Genomic DNA, 15,876 nt, shown 5'->3' with positions numbered 1-15,876 from the left:
TCGAACTCGTCAGCCGTTCTCCGGTGTGAGCAACACATCCGCGTCGAAGCAGGTGTGATCGCCCGTGTGACAGGCGCCGCCGACCTGATCGACCTCCAGCAGCACCGTGTCGCCGTCGCAGTCGAGCCGCACCGAGTGGACGTATTGGGTGTGGCCCGACGTCTCGCCCTTGACCCAGTGCTGTTGCCGAGAGCGCGAATAGTAAGTCCCGCGGCGGGTTTCCAGTGTGCGGGCCAGCGCGAGATCGTCCATCCAGGCCACCATCAGCACCTGCCCGGTACCGCGCTCCTGGACGACGGCGGTGATCAATCCGTTGGCGTCGCGCTTGAGTCGCGACGCGATGTCTGCATCGAGCGTCATCGCACGGTTATCCCTTCGGCCGCCATCGCCGCTTTCACCTGCGCGATGGTGAGCTCTCGGAAGTGGAACACGCTGGCGGCCAGCACCGCATCCGCCCCCGAGGCGATGGCGGGTGCGAAATGTTCGGGTGCCCCCGCGCCGCCGCTGGCGATCACCGGCACGTTGACGGCTCCGCGAACCGCCTCGATCATCGGCAGATCGAAACCGGCCTTGGTGCCGTCGAAGTCCATCGAGTTCAGCAGGATCTCGCCGACGCCGAGTTCGGCCCCCCGCGTTGCCCATTCGACAGCGTCGAAGCCGGTCCCCCGGCGCCCGCCGTGGGTGGTGACCTCCCACCCCGACGGCGTCGGCTCTTGATTTTGCGGCACCGTGCGGGCGTCGACCGACAGCACGATGCACTGCGACCCGAACTGCCGCGACAGTTCGGCAAGGAGCTCGGGGCGGGCGATCGCCGCGGTGTTGACCGCGACCTTGTCCGCCCCCGCGCGCAGCAGCACATCCACATCGGCCACCGAGCGCACCCCGCCGCCGACCGTCAACGGGATGAACACCTGCTCGGCGGTGCGTTTGACCACCTCGAGCATCGTCGCCCGCCCTGAGGAAGACGCCGTCACGTCGAGGAAGGTCAGTTCGTCGGCGCCCTCGACGTCGTAGGCCGCCGCCAACTCGACGGGATCGCCTGCGTCACGCAGGTTTGCGAAGTTGACACCTTTCACCACACGGCCGTCGTCGACATCCAGGCACGGGATGACCCGCACGGCCAGCTCCTTGCCGTCCATCAGAAGTCCTTGGGATCGCCGACCGAACGAAGCAGATCGAGCAGTTCTTCGTGCACACCGGGGCCGCCGGCGAGCGCCGACGGGCAGTCCACCGTCCACTCGTTGCCCGCGAGGTCGGTCACGACACCACCCACCGCGCGGATCAACGCCACTCCCGCAGCGTGGTCCCACACGTGGCCACCGAAACTGATTGCGCCGCCGAGGATTGCGGCTGCCGTATAAGCCAGGTCGATGCCGGTGGCCCCGTGCATGCGCATGCGTGAGCACTTGCGGCTGAGGCTCTGGATGACGGCGAGTCGGTAGCGTCCCGGCACCTTGCCGCGGGAGTCGACGCTGAACGTGCTCACCCCGACCATCGAGTCGGACAGCGCTGCCCGGTTCAGCGTCGGCAACTCGACGCCGTTGCTGCGCAAAGGCCCTCCGACCACGGCGGTGAACCGCTCCTTGGTGAAGGGCACCCACGTGAGTCCGGCCACCGGCTCGCCGTCACGCACCAGACCCAACAGGATCGCCGCCATCGGCGAACCGGCGGCGTAGTTGAAGGTGCCGTCGATCGGATCGAGCACCCACACCAGCGGCGACTTGAGATCTGCCCCGCCGAATTCCTCGCCGTGCACCTCGATCCCGGTTCTGGCGGTCAACGCCTCGACGACCTGTCGTTCGATGGCCAGGTCCACCTCGGTGGCGAAGTCGTCGCCCTTCTTCTGCACCGCGGAATCTGCGCGGTGGCCGTCGATGAACGGGACGGCTGCATCGTCAAGGATCTGCGCGGCCTCGGCGACCAGAGCGTCGAGGTCGGCCGCATCCAGGGCCATTACCGCTCCACCGCGGCCAGGGCCTCAGGCAGGGTGAATCGACGGGCGTACAACGCTTTTCCGACGATCGCCCCTTCGACTCCTCGGTCGGTCAGCGTGGCGATCGCCTGCAGGTCGTCGAGGCTCGACACGCCCCCGGACGCGATCACCGGCGCGTCGGTGCGGTCGGTAACCTGCGACAGCAGTTCGAGGTTGGGCCCCTTGAGCGTGCCGTCCTTGGTGACGTCGGTGACGACGAAGCGCGAACACCCTTCTCGGTCAAGCCGTTCCAGGACCTCCCAGAGGTCTCCGCCGTCGGTCTCCCATCCGCGCCCGCGGAGGCGGTGGTCTCCGTTGACGATCTTCACGTCCAGACCGACCGCGACCTTCTCGCCGTGTTCGGCGACGACCTTCGCGCACCACTGCGGGTTCTCCAGCGCCGCGGTGCCGAGGTTCACCCGCGCACAGCCGGTGGCGAGCGCCGCCGACAGTGACTCGTCGTCGCGGATGCCACCGGACAACTCGACCGCCACGTCGAGCTTGCCGACCACCTCGGCCAACAGTTCTCGGTTGCTGCCCCGGCCGAACGCGGCGTCGAGATCGACGAGGTGAATCCACTCCGCGCCGTCACGCTGCCACGTCAGCGCGGCCTCCAGCGCGGAGCCGTATTCGGTCTCACTGCCGGCCTGGCCCTGCACCAGACGCACAGCGCGGCCCGCGACCACATCGACGGCGGGCAGAAGAATCAAACGTTTCGGCACCGTGGTGGTCTCCTCTTCGCGCGAGCGCTCATCGGTGGTCAACCTAATGCCTTCACCCAGTTGGCGAGTAACGCGGCACCGGCGTCGCCGCTCTTCTCCGGGTGGAACTGCGTGGCCGACAGTGGCCCGTCCTCGACGGCGGCCAGGAACGGCACGTGGTGCGTGGCCCATGTCAGTTTCGCGGCCGGGTCGCCCTCCCACTGCTGGGCGGCGTACGAGTGCACGAAATAGAAGCGGGTGTCCGCCTCCATTCCGGCGAACAATGTGCTGGCTGCGGGCGCGTCGACCACGTTCCAGCCCATGTGCGGGATCACCGGCGCGTCGAGCCGCACCACCGCACCGGGCCATTGGCCGCAGCCGGTGGTCTCGACCCCGAACTCCACGCCGCGGGAGAACAAAATCTGCATACCGACACAGACGCCGAGCACGGGGCGCCCGGCCGCCACCCGGTCGGCGATCAGCTTCGGACCGTCGATCTTGCGCAGGCCGGCCATGCACGCCTCGAAGGCGCCGACGCCGGGCACCACGAGGCCGTCGGCGTTCATCGCGGCGTCGGCGTCGGATGTCACCGTGACGTCAGCACCGACGCGCTCCAAAGCGCGTTGAGCGGACCGAAGGTTGCCCGAACCGTAGTCCAGGATGGCGACTTTGATTGTCACAGAGTGCCTTTCGTTGACGGCACACCGGTCACCCGCGGGTCGTACTCGACAGCCTGGCGCAGCGCGCGTGCGACGGCCTTATACTGCGCCTCGGTGATGTGGTGGGGGTCGCGTCCGTAGATCGTGCGTACGTGCAGCGCGATGCGGGCGTTCATCGCCAACGACTCGAACACGTGCCGGTTGACCACTGTGTGGTACGGCGCCGATGAACCGGCGATCGTGAAGTGCAGCATGTGATCCGGTTCGCCGGTGTGCACGCAGTACGCGCGACCCGACACATCGACGGCGGCGTGCGCGAGCGTCTCGTCCATCGGGATCCACGCGTCACCAAAGCGGCGGATGCCCTTCTTGTCGCCGAGCGCCTGACCGAGTGCCTGCCCCAACACGATCGCGGTGTCCTCAATGGTGTGGTGGCCTTCGATCTCGACGTCGCCCTTGGCCCGCACGGTCAGGTCGAAACTCGCGTGACTGCCGAGCGCGGTCAGCATGTGGTCGAAGAACGGCACACCGGTGTCGACGTGCACCTGCCCGGTGCCGTCCAGGTTCAGTTCGACGACGATGTCGGACTCTTTGGTCTTACGCTCGATCGTCGCGCGGCGGGGTTCGTTCACGGTGCTCCTACTGGGGGGGATAGTTCGGTCTCGGCCAGGCGCGCGCTGGCGGCCAGCAGAGCGTCGTTCTCCTCGGCCAGACCGGTGGTGGCGCGCAGATAGCCGGGGATGCCGACATCGCGGACGAGAATGCCCGCGTCCAGGTAGCGCTGCCAGGTGGCGGGGGCGTCGGCGAACTCGCCGAACAGCACGAAGTTGGCATCGCTGTCGATCACTCGGAAACCCATCTCCGACAGGGCTTCTGTGACGCGGTTGCGTTCGGCGATGAGAGTGGCGACGCTGCCGAGGGTGTCGTCGGCGTGGCGCAGCGCGGCGCGGGCGGCGGCCTGCGTCACCGACGACAGGTGGTATGGCAGGCGGACGAGCAGCATCGCGTCGATCACCGCGGGTGCGGCGATCAGATACCCGAGTCGACCGCCGGCGAACGCGAACGCCTTGCTCATCGTGCGGGTGACCACGAGCCGGGCGGGATACTCGTCGATCAGACGCACCGCGCTGGGCTGTGACGAGAACTCGCCGTACGCTTCGTCGACGATCATCATGCCGGTGCTCATCGCGTCGAGCAGCCGGCGGAGATCGTCAAGCGGAACGCTTTGTCCCGAAGGATTATTCGGGCTCGCAATGAACACGATGTCGGGGGTGTGCCGCTTGATCGCGTGCACCGCCACGTCGATGTCGAGGCTGAAGTCATCGGCCCGGTTGGCCACCAGCCACTGGGTCTGCGTGCCGTCGGAGATGATCGGGTGCATCGAGTAGGAGGGCACGAATCCGATCGCGCTGCGGCCCGGCCCGCCGAAGGCCTGCAAGAGTTGCTGCAGGATTTCGTTGGAACCGTTTGCTGCCCAGAGGTTTTCAACGGTCAGCGGAGTTCGCGTCTGCGCCGAGAGGTAAGCAGCCAGATCGGTGCGCAGCGCCACCGCATCGCGGTCCGGGTACCGATGCAGCTCCCCCGCGACCGCGGCGACGGACGCCGTCACATCGTCGATCAGGGCCTGGGTCGGCGGATGCGGGTTCTCATTGGTGTTCAACCGCACCGGAACGTCCAATTGGGGTGCGCCGTACGGCGATTTACCGCGCAGATCGGCCCGCAGCGGCAGATCGTCGAGCGTCGACTTCTCTCCGAGCGTCACCTTTCAAACCTCCGCCGCACCGCTTCGCCGTGCGCGGGCAGGTTCTCGGCTTGGGCGAGCGTGATCACGTAGCCGGAAACGTCTTTCAGCGCGGCCTCGTCGTAATCGACGACGTGGATGCCGCGCAGGAACGTCTGCACGGACAGCCCGCTGGAGTGACGAGCACAGCCCGCGGTGGGCAGCACGTGGTTGGACCCCGCGCAATAGTCACCTAAGCTCACCGGCGCATACGGACCGACGAAAATCGCGCCCGCGGAACGGATTCGGCCGGCCACCTCGCGCGCGTCGAGGGTCTGGATCTCGAGGTGTTCGGCAGCGTATGCGTTCACGGTTCGGATGCCGGCCTCGAGATCGTCGACGAGCACGGTGGCGGACTGCCTGCCGCCCAGCGCGGCGGTCACGCGCTCGCGGTGCACCGTCGTCTGTAGCTGGTTGGCCAACTCGCGGTCGGTCGCGTCGGCCAACTCGATGCTCGGGGTGACCAGCACGCTGGCCGCCATCTCGTCGTGTTCGGCCTGGCTGATCAAGTCCGCGGCAACGTGGACGGGGTCGGCGGTGTGGTCGGCCAGGATCGCGATCTCGGTGGGTCCGGCTTCGGCGTCGATGCCGACCTGTGAGCGGCAGATGCGCTTGGCGGCGGTGACGTAGATGTTGCCCGGGCCGGTGATCATGTCGACGGGCGCAAGTTCGGCGCCGTCGGTGTCGGCGCCGCCGTAGGCCAGCAGCGCGATCGACTGCGCTCCGCCGACCGCCCATACTTCGTCGACGCCGAGTAGCGCGGCGGCGGCCAGGATGGTCGGGTGCGGCAGACCGCCGGACTGCGCCTGCGGCGGACTGGCGATAACCAGGGAGTCGACTCCGGCGGTCTGCGCGGGCACGACATTCATCACGACGCTGGAGGGGTAGACGGCGTTGCCGCCGGGGACGTACAGCCCGACGCGCTCAACCGGTACCCAACGCTCGGTGACCGTGGCGCCCGGGGCGAGCGTCGTCGTCGTATCGGTACGGCGCTGGTCGGCGTGGACCGCGCGGGCGCGTTCGATGGCGACCTCGAGCGCGGCGCGGACATCTGCGGGGAGTTCAGCCAGGGCGCTCTGTAACTGCGCCGTCGGAACCCGGACCTGCGCGGGTCGCACCCGGTCGAACGATTCGCCATACTCGAGCGCCGCCTCGGCGCCGCGTGCCGCGACCGCGTCGACGATCGGCCGGACCTTCGGCACCACCGTGTCGACGTCCACGCCGCCGCGCGGCAGAGCGGACCGCAGCTGCGCAGCGGACAGCTGCGCGCCCCGCAGATCAATGCGGGCGATGAGGGATGACGGTGGGGTCACACAGCCATTGTCCCAGAACAGGCCAAATCGATATCACCGCGGCGAGCGGCCGCGCTTCGGGTTAGGTGAGGCGGCCGCTCACTTGCACAGATTGGCGATCTCGCCGTTGGAGGTGTCAGCCGCTTTCAGCCGCTCGGCCTGGTCGGGATCGGAGTTCGGGATCCCCGCGATCGAATGCGCGCCGATATCCATGAGCTGGTTGGCGAACTTGCGCACGGCGTCGGCCAACTCCGGTGGCGTATCGGGCTGGAGACGGGCCAGCAGGTAGTGGCCGCCCTCCGAGAGGGACAAACGAGCATTCGCCGCCACCGCGAGTGTGCCGGTGATGTCACTCGGCCCACCAGGCGCCTGCAGGTTGGTGTTGCCTTGGATGCCTCGCCGAACGAGATTGAACGCCCCGCAGATACTGCCTTTGGGGTCGTCGGTGGTCGTGCCGGTGAAGACCGAAGCCGGCTGGGCCGATTCGGACTCCGATGACGGGCTCTTCATCAGCGCCCAGGCGGCGACACCCAGTGCGACGAGCGCGACGACCAGCGCCAGGACGGAAACTATGGACCCCCGTGAAGACTGCGATGTCTCAGACATGCGGCCGATCGTAACGGCGAGCGTAGCGATCTAGACAGCAAACTTCGAAATCAGTCGCCAACCGGCATGTCAAAAACAAGATCAATTTACTGGTGGTTGCCGATAAAACTGTTGCTCACGCAAGTAGCTGATCATAGACGTTAGCTAGAGGCCTCCAAGATCGATCTTGAATTCGCACGGCCCGACGCCGCGAGAAATAATATAACCCGCCTAATAGACGGGCGGTTTGCACGATCATCAAGGATGCCGGTCCGGTACTCAAAGTGTTAGCTAACCGTACCAGATCGGACCTGCTCAGCTGCGCTTTTAGTGTAGAAACACTACCGCAGAATCAACACATACGTCAGTTTTAAGATTGCTGGTCGGCTCATGCATCAGGTGGGTGTCGTTGCAGTCACAAATACCTGCCAGGCCCGAATTTGATCGCGTCCCCGAATTAACGATCGGGTCGATTCGAATGATTTTCGACGATTTTGAGAAGTTGCTAGGCAAACTCGGATCGAGGTGTCACTATGTCTGTGATCGACATCATCGATTAGCTGACGACGAGAGCGAACACGTGGTCTAGCCACTCGGCCACCTGCTTCGCGAACGGATGTCAGAGGCGTTGGGGTAACTGGGTCGCCGATCCAGGTTCGACAGAAGGGGTACGTATGTCCAGGAAATCAGCTGCCGGTAAGCACCGCGCAGCCTCAACACGAGGTACGGTCGCGCATCGCGCTGTCGGCGGCGCAATGCTCGGAGGGGCCATGACCGCGGCGTTCATAGGCTTCGGCTCGGTCGGTACGGCACAGGCGCAGACGGGTCCCGAATGCGTGATTGGCGGCGGCTGCCTCGGGATATCGCCGCTCGCTCTCCTCGACGGGAGCGATAGCCAGGATGTCACTGGACTGCTCTCGCAGTCCGCCTTCTTCAACCCCGGCTCTGCAGTTACCGCATTCGATCCTATCCTCGACAACCCGCTCACGATGCTCTTCACCTTCGGGGCTATCGGCAATGGCGCCGATGGCACCGCGCTTTCGCCTAACGGCCAAAACGGGGGGTGGCTGTTCGGTAGCGGTGGTGACGGCTACAGCCCGATTGTGGTAGCGGGTGTCCCCCTCGGAACGCCCGGCAACGGCGGCAACGCCGGGTTATTCGGCGGCAACGGCGGCAACGGCGGCAACGGAGCCGATGAAGGCGTCGGCGGGCTCCTCGAGGCACAGCGCGGCGGCAACGGCGGCAACGCCGGCTGGTTCGGCAACGGCGGCCGGGGCGGCAACGGTGGCGACGATCCAAGCGGTGCGGATCCGGGACAGGGTGCTGACGGCGGCGACGGAGGCACGGGTGGATTCGTCGGCGTCGGTGGCGCCGGCGGTGACGGCGGCGACGCAGCGACTACTGGCGACGACGTCAATGCGACCGCCGGCAACGGTGGCGCTGGCGCCAACGGTGGCACCGGTGGCGGGGCCGGCGGTAACGGTGGCGTTGCCAACGCAACGACGGGTGACGCCGAGGGTGGCGATGGCGGCGACGCCGGAGACGCCGACTATGTCGGCGACGGTGGAGCCGGCGGCAACGCAGGTAACGGCACCACCACTACCGGGACAGCCACCGGCGGTGACGGCGGCGACGCCGGAAGCGGCGGCGTCGTCTTCGGCAACGGGCGCAACGGTGGCACCGGCGGCAATGGCACAACCGACACGGGCGAAGCCGTCGGCGGCAGCGGCGGCGCAGGCGGGGACGGCGGACCCGTCTTCGGCAACGGACGCAACGGCGGCGCCGGCGGCCACGGGATTGGCGACGACGGCAGCACTACCTCCGGCGGAAACGGCGGTAATGGCGGCAACGGCGGGGCGATCGTCTCCAACGGCGGCGACGGCGGCGACGGCGGCAACGCCGTCGGCGGCACCGGCAGCGGCGGCGACGGCGGCGACGGCGGCGCCGGTGGGTTCGGCGGCGACGACGGCAGCGACGGCGACGACGGCGACGACAGCCCGTAGTCACCGAAACGGCTGATACCGCATCACAAATGGCGATGCCCGTCCCCTATCTGGGGGCGGGCATCGTCACGTAATGTCCGGAAACATGTCCGCCAAGGATCATCATCCCAACAACGCGCCGGGCGTGCCCATGGTGTATCCGCCCGCGGTCGAGCGCCTGCAGATCAAGTACATGAACCCGATGGTCAAGCGGGTCTCGCGGTTCATTCCCGGTCTCGCGAAGATCCGGCACCGCGGTCGGAAATCCGGCAAGACCTACGAAACCGTCATCACCCCGTTCCGCAAGGGCAATAGGCTCGCGGTCGCGCTGGGCCACGGCAAGACCGACTGGGTGAAGAACGTGCTCGCCGCCGGCGAGGCCGACGTCGCCTTCGGCTCGCGCACGGTCCACATCGTCAATCCGCGGATCGTGCCGGTCGGCGGTGACGCGGAAGGACTTCCGTTTATGGCGCGCGTCCAAGCCAGGAAAATGGGCGTCTTCGTCGCCGACATCGCCTGAGTTACAACCGGCTGAACACCGTCTTGCCCGTCATCTTCGGCCACGCCTCCGGCGCCTCCTCCCACGGCACCACACGTTCGACGGTAGGCGAAAGGTCCTGTCCGGCAAGCAGATCCAACACCTCCGGCAGTACCGCGCGGGCATTGACCCGCCCGGTGACGAAGCGCACGCCGCGGGTGTACATCGACAGCAGCGGCATCTCCACCGCGCCCTGGTAGTAGATGCCCGTGTCCGTGCACACTCCGCCCGGCCAGGTCGCCCGCAGAGTCGCCGCCAACAGCGCCGGGTCCGCTGACGTATGCACCGTCACTGGATACGGTTCAGCGGTCTTGTCGGGCTTCTCGCGGTCGTGCACGGTCGCGCCCAGCTTCTCGGCCACCGCGAGCCTTTGCGGGTCGGTGTCGACGTAGTCGACGTGCACACCCGCCGCGGCTGCCGTCGCCGCCGCGTACAAGCCGATCGACAGCTGCCCGACGACCAGCACCCTGCGGTCGGCCGGTGTAAGCAGAGCAAGCTCCTCGCGATACGGCCCCACGCCGCGCCAACCATCGGGGATGTTGTCCGACATCGAAGCGACGGCCACGGGATCGGCGCCATCGGGCAACGGCACCAGCATCGCGTCGGCATAGGGCACCAGCACCAGGTCCGCCATGAAACCCCCGCCGTCGAGACCCGACAGCGGCGCCATCCCATATGTCGCCATCAGCGGCAAGGATGCACACGATCCGGTCGCGCCGCGCCGACACGCGCTGCATTCACCGCAACTGATCTGGAACGGCACGATCACCCGAGCACCGACCGCGACGCTGCGAACGTCGTCCCCGATCGCGACCACCTCGGCCACCCCCTCGTGGCCGACCGCATGGCCGGGCGGCATCGGCAGCCGACCCTGCACCACCGCCACGTCGAGGTCGCAGCACGCCACGGCAATGGGTCTGACGAGTGCCTGCCCCGGGCCGGCGAGTTGGGGATCGGGCGTCTCCCGCCACGCGTACTTACCCGCGTCTTCAAGCATCAGCTGCTGCATGGTCAGCCCCTTCTTTAGTGATCGCTCAACTATTCTTGAGCGATCTTTCTAGTAAAGTCAAGGCATGCCTCGCCCGGACCGCAGCCGCACCGCCCTGATCGACACCGCGGCACTGCTGTTCCGCAGGCAGGGCTACGCCGCCACCGGCGTCAACCAGATCCTCGAGCTCGCCGATGTCAAAGCGGGCTCGCTATACCACCACTTCCCCGAGGGCAAACAGCAGTTGGCGGCCGCCGTGGTTGAGCGCGTCGGCGCGGACATCGAGCGGCGACTACGAGATCTGCTGGCCGCCGGCTCCCCCGTACCCGACCTCATCGACGGCTGGATCGACTTGATGGCCTTGGGGCTGACCTCCGATCCACGTGACGGCTGCCCGATCGAACCGATCGCCACCGAGTCGGTCGACGCCAGCGCACTGGTTCGGCAGGCATCGGCAACAACATTCGCCGGCTGGCGCCGGGTCATCGCGGACCGGCTGCACGCCGACGGGTGGGCACAGGACGACGCCGAGCAGACCGCGCTGGCGTTGATAGCACTCATCGAGGGTGCCCTGATACTCGCCCGGATCGCGGGCGACACCGCCGCGCTCGACTCCGCAAAAGTCGCCGCCAGGACGCTGTTGAGCCGGTGAACTACTTGCAGAGCTCGGTGATGCTCTTGTTCTGCGCGTCGGCGTCGGACAGCCGCTTCGCTTGCGCTGGATCATCATTGGGCACTCCTGCCGTAGCATTGGCACCGATGTCCATCAGACTGTTCGCGAACTGTTCGACCTTCTCCGCGAGCACCACCGGGGTCGCCGGATCGAGCCGGTCCATCAGGTACTGACCCCCGTCGTACAACGAGATCCGCGCATTGGCAGCCACCGCCTGCGCCCCGGTGACGTCCTGCGGACCACCTTCGGGCTGCATGTTCGTGTTGAGCGTGATCCCTTTGCGCACGACGTCGGCGGCGCTGCAGATCTTGGTCTTGGCGTCGGCGACCTGAGTCGAATCGTATTCAGGCTCAGACGGGCTGGTCTTGTACAGCGTCCATCCGGCGAGTGCCAAAGCGGCGACGGCTACAACCAAGCTGACGACGACCAGCAACGTGAGACGCCGCGACGAATCCTCATCCACGCGACCGATGCTATCGGCCGGATCAGATATCGAGCCCGATATCGAGCACCCGCACCGAGTGCGTCAGCGCGCCGACCGCGAGATAGTCGACGCCCGTTCCCGCGTAATCCGCGGCGGTCTCCAGCGACAGTCCACCCGACGATTCCAGTTTGGTCGCAGGCGAGCGAGAGTCGCGGCGCTGCACCGCGATCTGCGTCTGCCACACCGGGAAGTTGTCCAACAGCACGAGTTCGACGTTCTCGGCCAGCACTTCGTCGAGTTGCTCGAGGGAGTCGACCTCGACCTCACATTCGAGCTCCGGCGCGGACGCGCGCACGGCCCGCAGCGCCGCCACCACCGACCCCGCCGCCGCAACGTGGTTGTCCTTGATCAGCGCCGCATCCCCGAGCCCCATGCGGTGGTTGACCCCTCCGCCGACGCGCACCGCGTACTTCTGCAGTGCGCGCAAGCCCGGCAACGTCTTACGGGTGTCGCGGATCTTCGCCGCACTCCCGGAGACGGCCTCGACCCACGCCGCGGTCGCGGTCGCGATGCCCGACAGGTGACAAACCAGGTTCAGCGTGGTGCGCTCAGCGGTCAACAATCCCCGGGTGGGGGCTTCGACGGTGAGCACGACGCCGCCCGGTTCGAGCCGGGCACCGTCTGCGACGCGATGTTTGACCAGGTAGTTGTCAGGACCGATCACCTCGTCGAACGCGAGAAGTGCGATGTCCACACCCGCGATCACACCGGCCTCGCGGACCACCATGGACGCCGTGGTCCTGGCGTCGGCGGGCACCGTTGCCAACGTGGTGACATCGGGCCCGTACCGCAGATCCTCTTCGAGCGCACGAGCGATGACGCTGCGAGCCTCGGTGAGCTCGTCGGCGGTCAGCTCCATCAGCAGCACGCTCCTGCTGGAACCAGCGTGCGTGCCTGGACGGGGTCGGTGCCGGGGTGGTCGCGGCGATGATGGCAGCCCCGAGATTCAGTCCGGGCCAACGCACCCGCGGCGACCGCCACCGCAGCAGTAGTCAGCGCGGCGTCCTCGAAGTCGGCGCGCGAGCCGATCACCCGGGGTGGCGCGGTATCGAGTTCCTTGGCCAGGATGCGCAGGCCATCGGCGTCGCGGACCACCCCGGCATTCTTGGTCATCGCCCGCTGCAGATCGGCACGGGGCAGCGCACGCCGCACGACCGCCTCCGGAGGCCTCGCCGTCACAGGCCCGGCGGCCAACGCATATGCGGCGGCAGACTTTCCGGCCCGACCACCGATGACCAGCCCCTCGAGCAGGCTGTTCGACGCCAGCCTGTTGGCACCGTGCATCCCCGTGCGCGCCACCTCGCCGGCTGCGAACAACCCCGCAAGCTCGGTGCGTCCGTGCACATCGGTGGCCACACCACCACAGCTGTAGTGGGCGCCGGGCAGCACGGGAATCGCCTCGAGCGTCGGATCGATGCCCGCCGCGCGGCACGCCGCGGTCACCGTCGGGAATCGTTTCTCGAAGTTGTCGATCCGTCGGGCATCCAGGAATACGCACGGTGCGCCCGTCTGTTCCATGCGGGCGTTGATCGCCGCGGCCACCACGTCTCGTGGCGCCAGGTCGCCCATCGGGTGCACCCCTTCGGTCACCGAACAACCTTGTGAGTCAACGAGTATCGCGCCCTCACCGCGAACGGCCTCGGTGATCAGCGGACGCCTGCCCGCGTTGTGGCCGTCGAACAGCATGGTGGGGTGGAACTGGATGAACTCGATGTCGCTGACCGGAACTCCTGCCCATATGGCCAGCGCGACACCGTCTGCCGTCGACCCATCGGGATTGGTTGTCGCCGAGTACAGGTGGCCCAGTCCCCCGGTCGCGAGGATCACCGACGGTGCGTGCACCACGCCAAACCCGTCGTCGTTGAGCACCAGCACACCGGTGACGGCACCGGCGTCGTGCAGGATTTCCACCGCGACGTGGTTGGGTCGGACGTCCAGTGTCGCCGCGGCAACGTTGAGGGTTCGCTGCACCTCGGCGCCGGTCGCGTCGCCGCCGGCGTGGATGATCCGGCGTCGGGAATGCCCACCCTCACGGGTCAGTGACCATGTCCCCGGCGTCGACTCATCGAATTGTGCACCGTGTTCGACCAATTCGGCGACCGCGCGGTACCCGTCGGCCACGATCGAGCGCACGGCGTCGGGATCACACAGTCCCGCGCCCGCAGCAAGCGTGTCGGCGATGTGCGCCTCGATCGAGTCGCCGTCCTCGCGCAGAGCGTCGGGCAGCACAACGGCGATCCCGCCCTGGGCGTAGAACGTCGCGGTGTCCCCGGTCTTGCTGAGCACCACGACTTTTCGGCCAGCGCGCTGTGCGGCGAGGGCAGCCACCAGGCCGGCCACACCGGTCCCGATGACCACGACGTCGGCGCGCTGCTGCCAATGGCCGGCCCACCTGCCGGCGCCGCAAGCCGCCGGGCGCGTCATTCTCCGCCGCCGGGCTGGCCGATCGCGATCATGCGTTGCACGCTGGCCCGGGCCAGCCGTGCGGTCTCGGGATCGACGTGCACCTCGTCCTTGCCCTCCACCAGGCAGCGCAGCAGCGCCGCGGGGGTGATCATCTTCATGAACCGGCAGGACGCTCGGTCGTTAACGGCCATGAAGTCCACACCCGGTGCGGCGCGGCGCAACTGGTGCAGCATCCCCACCTCCGTGGCGACCAGCACCTGCTGTGCGCCGGTCTCGCGCGCGGCGTCCAGCATGCCGCCCGTCGACAGGATCTTGACGCGGTCCTCCGGAAAGGCGCCCTCGCCGGCGAGGTACAGAGCCGATGTCGCGCAACCGCATTCGGGATGCACGAACAGCTCGGCGTCCGGGTGAGAGCGGGCCTGGTCGGCGAGGTCGTCGCCGTTGATCCCGGCGTGCACATGACACTCGCCCGCCCACACGTGCAGGTTCTTACGCCCCGTGACGCGACGGACATGCGCACCGAGGAACTGGTCCGGGCAGAACAGCACCTCGCGGTCTTCGGGAATCGACGCCACCACCTCGACGGCATTCGACGACGTGCAGCAGATGTCGGTCTCGGCCTTCACCGCCGCGGTGGTGTTGACGTAGGACACCACGACCGCGCCGGGATGCTCGGCCTTCCACGCGCGCAGTTCGTCGGCGGTGATGGAATCGGCGAGCGAACAGCCGGCTCGCTGGTCCGGGATGAGCACCGTTTTGTCCGGCGACAGGATCTTGGCCGTCTCGGCCATGAAGTGCACGCCGCAGAACACGATGGTGTCCTCGGGCACCTCGGCGGCGATCCGAGACAGCGCCAGCGAGTCACCGACGTGATCGGCGACGTCCTGGATGGCGGGCAACTGATAGTTGTGCGCCAACAACGTCGCGCCCCGCAGATCGGCAAGGCGACGAACCTCGGCGGCCCATTCCTCGTCGCCGTCGACCCCGGAGAAACCGGTGGGACCGTCGACGATGCGGCTCGAGAGGTTGTCTGCGGGCATCCGGTCCAGCACCGTCATGGCCGCCTCCTTCGTCCAAATCGAGTTTTCGACTTATAATCGAAAACATGGCACATAGTAGCACCGCCCACGAGGTGCTCGCCGCCGTGTTCCAGGTTCGGGAACTCACTCACGGGGACACCGACCGGAAACCAGCACTTCACGTGCTGTTATGGCAGCGCGCACTCGATCCGCAACGCGGAAAATGGTCCCTTCCCGGCGGGCGTCTCGGCGACGACGAGGACCTGACCAGCTCGGTGCGCCGTCAATTGGCCGAGAAAGTTGACCTACGTGAGCTTGCCCACCTCGAGCAGCTCGCGGTGTTCTCCGACCCCCGTCGAGTCCCCGGCGATCGGACGATCGCGTCGACCTTCCTCGGGCTGGTGCCCTCCCCCGCCGTTCCGGAATTGCCGCCGGACACGCGCTGGCATCCGGTCAACGATCTGCCGCCGATGGCGTTCGACCACGGCACCATGGTCGAACACGCGCGCACCAGGCTCGTCGCCAAACTCTCCTACACCAACATCGGATTCGCCCTGGCACCAACGGAATTCGCGATATCGGCATTGAGGGATATCTACAGCGCCGCTCTCGGCCACCACGTCGACGCCACCAATCTGCAACGCGTGCTCGAACGCCGCAAAGTCATCACCCGCACAGGCACGACGGCGCGGTCCGGTCGCAGCGGTGGCCGCCCGGCGGCGCTGTACCGGTTCACTGAGTCGCGCTACCGCGTGACCGACGAGTTCGCCGCACTGCGCCCGCCCGGGTGAGTCGAC

18 protein-coding genes are annotated in these 15,876 nt (G+C 67.3%); 4 read left to right on the top strand and 14 right to left on the bottom strand.

Annotated features, from left to right (window positions below):
* Positions 1-9: 9 nt before the first annotated feature.
* The 9 genes from hisI to AU192_RS09755 all read right to left on the bottom strand — a co-directional run bounded on the left by hisI (position 10) and on the right by AU192_RS09755 (position 7,010).
* Positions 10-360, bottom strand: a complete 351-nt coding sequence (gene hisI, locus AU192_RS09795) for a phosphoribosyl-AMP cyclohydrolase (RefSeq protein ID WP_064395566.1) — start codon at positions 358-360, stop codon at positions 10-12.
* On the bottom strand, positions 357-1,139 hold the full coding sequence (hisF, locus tag AU192_RS09790) for an imidazole glycerol phosphate synthase subunit HisF (protein ID WP_064395565.1): 783 nt from the start codon (positions 1,137-1,139) through the stop codon (positions 357-359). The genes hisI and hisF overlap by 4 nt, the downstream gene beginning before the upstream one ends.
* Entirely contained in the window at positions 1,139-1,954 is an 816-nt protein-coding gene (locus AU192_RS09785) for an inositol monophosphatase family protein (protein WP_064395564.1), read from the bottom strand. The genes hisF and AU192_RS09785 overlap by 1 nt, the downstream gene beginning before the upstream one ends.
* Complete coding sequence (gene priA, locus AU192_RS09780) at positions 1,954-2,682, bottom strand: bifunctional 1-(5-phosphoribosyl)-5-((5-phosphoribosylamino)methylideneamino)imidazole-4-carboxamide isomerase/phosphoribosylanthranilate isomerase PriA (protein WP_165593286.1); 729 nt, start codon at positions 2,680-2,682, stop codon at positions 1,954-1,956. Before priA ends, AU192_RS09785 begins: the two co-directional genes overlap by 1 nt.
* Before the next feature lie 50 nt (positions 2,683-2,732).
* Complete coding sequence (gene hisH / locus AU192_RS09775) at positions 2,733-3,353, bottom strand: imidazole glycerol phosphate synthase subunit HisH (protein WP_064395563.1); 621 nt, start codon at positions 3,351-3,353, stop codon at positions 2,733-2,735.
* A complete protein-coding gene (gene hisB, locus AU192_RS09770; protein WP_423202682.1) occupies positions 3,350-3,985 on the bottom strand; it encodes an imidazoleglycerol-phosphate dehydratase HisB in 636 nt (211 codons plus the stop codon). The genes hisH and hisB overlap by 4 nt, the downstream gene beginning before the upstream one ends.
* A complete protein-coding gene (locus tag AU192_RS09765; protein ID WP_064395561.1) occupies positions 3,961-5,094 on the bottom strand; it encodes a histidinol-phosphate transaminase in 1,134 nt (377 codons plus the stop codon). The genes hisB and AU192_RS09765 overlap by 25 nt, the downstream gene beginning before the upstream one ends.
* Entirely contained in the window at positions 5,091-6,425 is a 1,335-nt protein-coding gene (gene hisD / locus AU192_RS09760) for a histidinol dehydrogenase (protein ID WP_082694955.1), read from the bottom strand. Before hisD ends, AU192_RS09765 begins: the two co-directional genes overlap by 4 nt.
* Before the next feature lie 78 nt (positions 6,426-6,503).
* Entirely contained in the window at positions 6,504-7,010 is a 507-nt protein-coding gene (locus AU192_RS09755; RefSeq protein ID WP_064395560.1) for a hypothetical protein, read from the bottom strand.
* A gap of 749 nt (positions 7,011-7,759) precedes the next feature.
* Between AU192_RS09755 and AU192_RS26115 the strand changes: the two genes are divergently transcribed.
* Together AU192_RS26115 and AU192_RS09745 are read left to right on the top strand one after the other, a co-directional pair.
* Positions 7,760-8,992 (top strand): PGRS repeat-containing protein, encoded by a 1,233-nt coding sequence (locus AU192_RS26115; protein WP_278183956.1) that lies wholly within the window; start codon positions 7,760-7,762, stop codon positions 8,990-8,992.
* A gap of 85 nt (positions 8,993-9,077) precedes the next feature.
* Complete coding sequence (locus AU192_RS09745; RefSeq protein ID WP_064395558.1) at positions 9,078-9,491, top strand: nitroreductase family deazaflavin-dependent oxidoreductase; 414 nt, start codon at positions 9,078-9,080, stop codon at positions 9,489-9,491.
* Position 9,492: 1 nt separating this feature from the next.
* On the opposite strand, the gene AU192_RS09740 is transcribed toward AU192_RS09745, so the two are convergent.
* The gene (locus AU192_RS09740; protein WP_064395557.1) at positions 9,493-10,518 is read right to left on the bottom strand and encodes a zinc-dependent alcohol dehydrogenase; all 1,026 of its coding nucleotides are present in this window, start codon (positions 10,516-10,518) and stop codon (positions 9,493-9,495) included.
* 64 nt (positions 10,519-10,582) lie between these two features.
* Between AU192_RS09740 and AU192_RS09735 the strand changes: the two genes are divergently transcribed.
* Entirely contained in the window at positions 10,583-11,149 is a 567-nt protein-coding gene (locus AU192_RS09735) for a TetR/AcrR family transcriptional regulator (protein WP_064395556.1), read from the top strand.
* Position 11,150: 1 nt separating this feature from the next.
* On the opposite strand, the gene AU192_RS09730 is transcribed toward AU192_RS09735, so the two are convergent.
* The 4 genes from AU192_RS09730 to nadA are packed head-to-tail and all read right to left on the bottom strand — an operon-like array spanning position 11,151 to position 15,118.
* Positions 11,151-11,600, bottom strand: coding sequence for a hypothetical protein (locus AU192_RS09730; protein ID WP_082694962.1), 450 nt, complete (start codon positions 11,598-11,600; stop codon positions 11,151-11,153).
* A 55-nt stretch (positions 11,601-11,655) separates the two neighbouring features.
* Entirely contained in the window at positions 11,656-12,513 is an 858-nt protein-coding gene (nadC, locus tag AU192_RS09725; RefSeq protein WP_064395644.1) for a carboxylating nicotinate-nucleotide diphosphorylase, read from the bottom strand.
* Positions 12,513-14,078 (bottom strand): L-aspartate oxidase, encoded by a 1,566-nt coding sequence (locus AU192_RS09720; protein ID WP_064395554.1) that lies wholly within the window; start codon positions 14,076-14,078, stop codon positions 12,513-12,515. Before AU192_RS09720 ends, nadC begins: the two co-directional genes overlap by 1 nt.
* On the bottom strand, positions 14,075-15,118 hold the full coding sequence (gene nadA, locus AU192_RS09715) for a quinolinate synthase NadA (protein ID WP_064395553.1): 1,044 nt from the start codon (positions 15,116-15,118) through the stop codon (positions 14,075-14,077). The genes AU192_RS09720 and nadA overlap by 4 nt, the downstream gene beginning before the upstream one ends.
* 47 nt (positions 15,119-15,165) lie before the next feature.
* On the opposite strand from nadA, the gene AU192_RS09710 reads away from it, so the two are divergent.
* A complete protein-coding gene (locus tag AU192_RS09710; RefSeq protein WP_064395552.1) occupies positions 15,166-15,870 on the top strand; it encodes an NUDIX hydrolase in 705 nt (234 codons plus the stop codon).
* Positions 15,871-15,876: the final 6 nt, after the last annotated feature.

The organism is Mycobacterium lehmannii (genome assembly GCF_001499925.1).
Taxonomy (GTDB): Bacteria; Actinomycetota; Actinomycetes; order Mycobacteriales; family Mycobacteriaceae; genus Mycobacterium; species Mycobacterium lehmannii.
The sequence above is the reverse complement of the archived record's forward strand: the minus strand, read 5'-3'. Positions and strand labels throughout refer to the sequence as shown.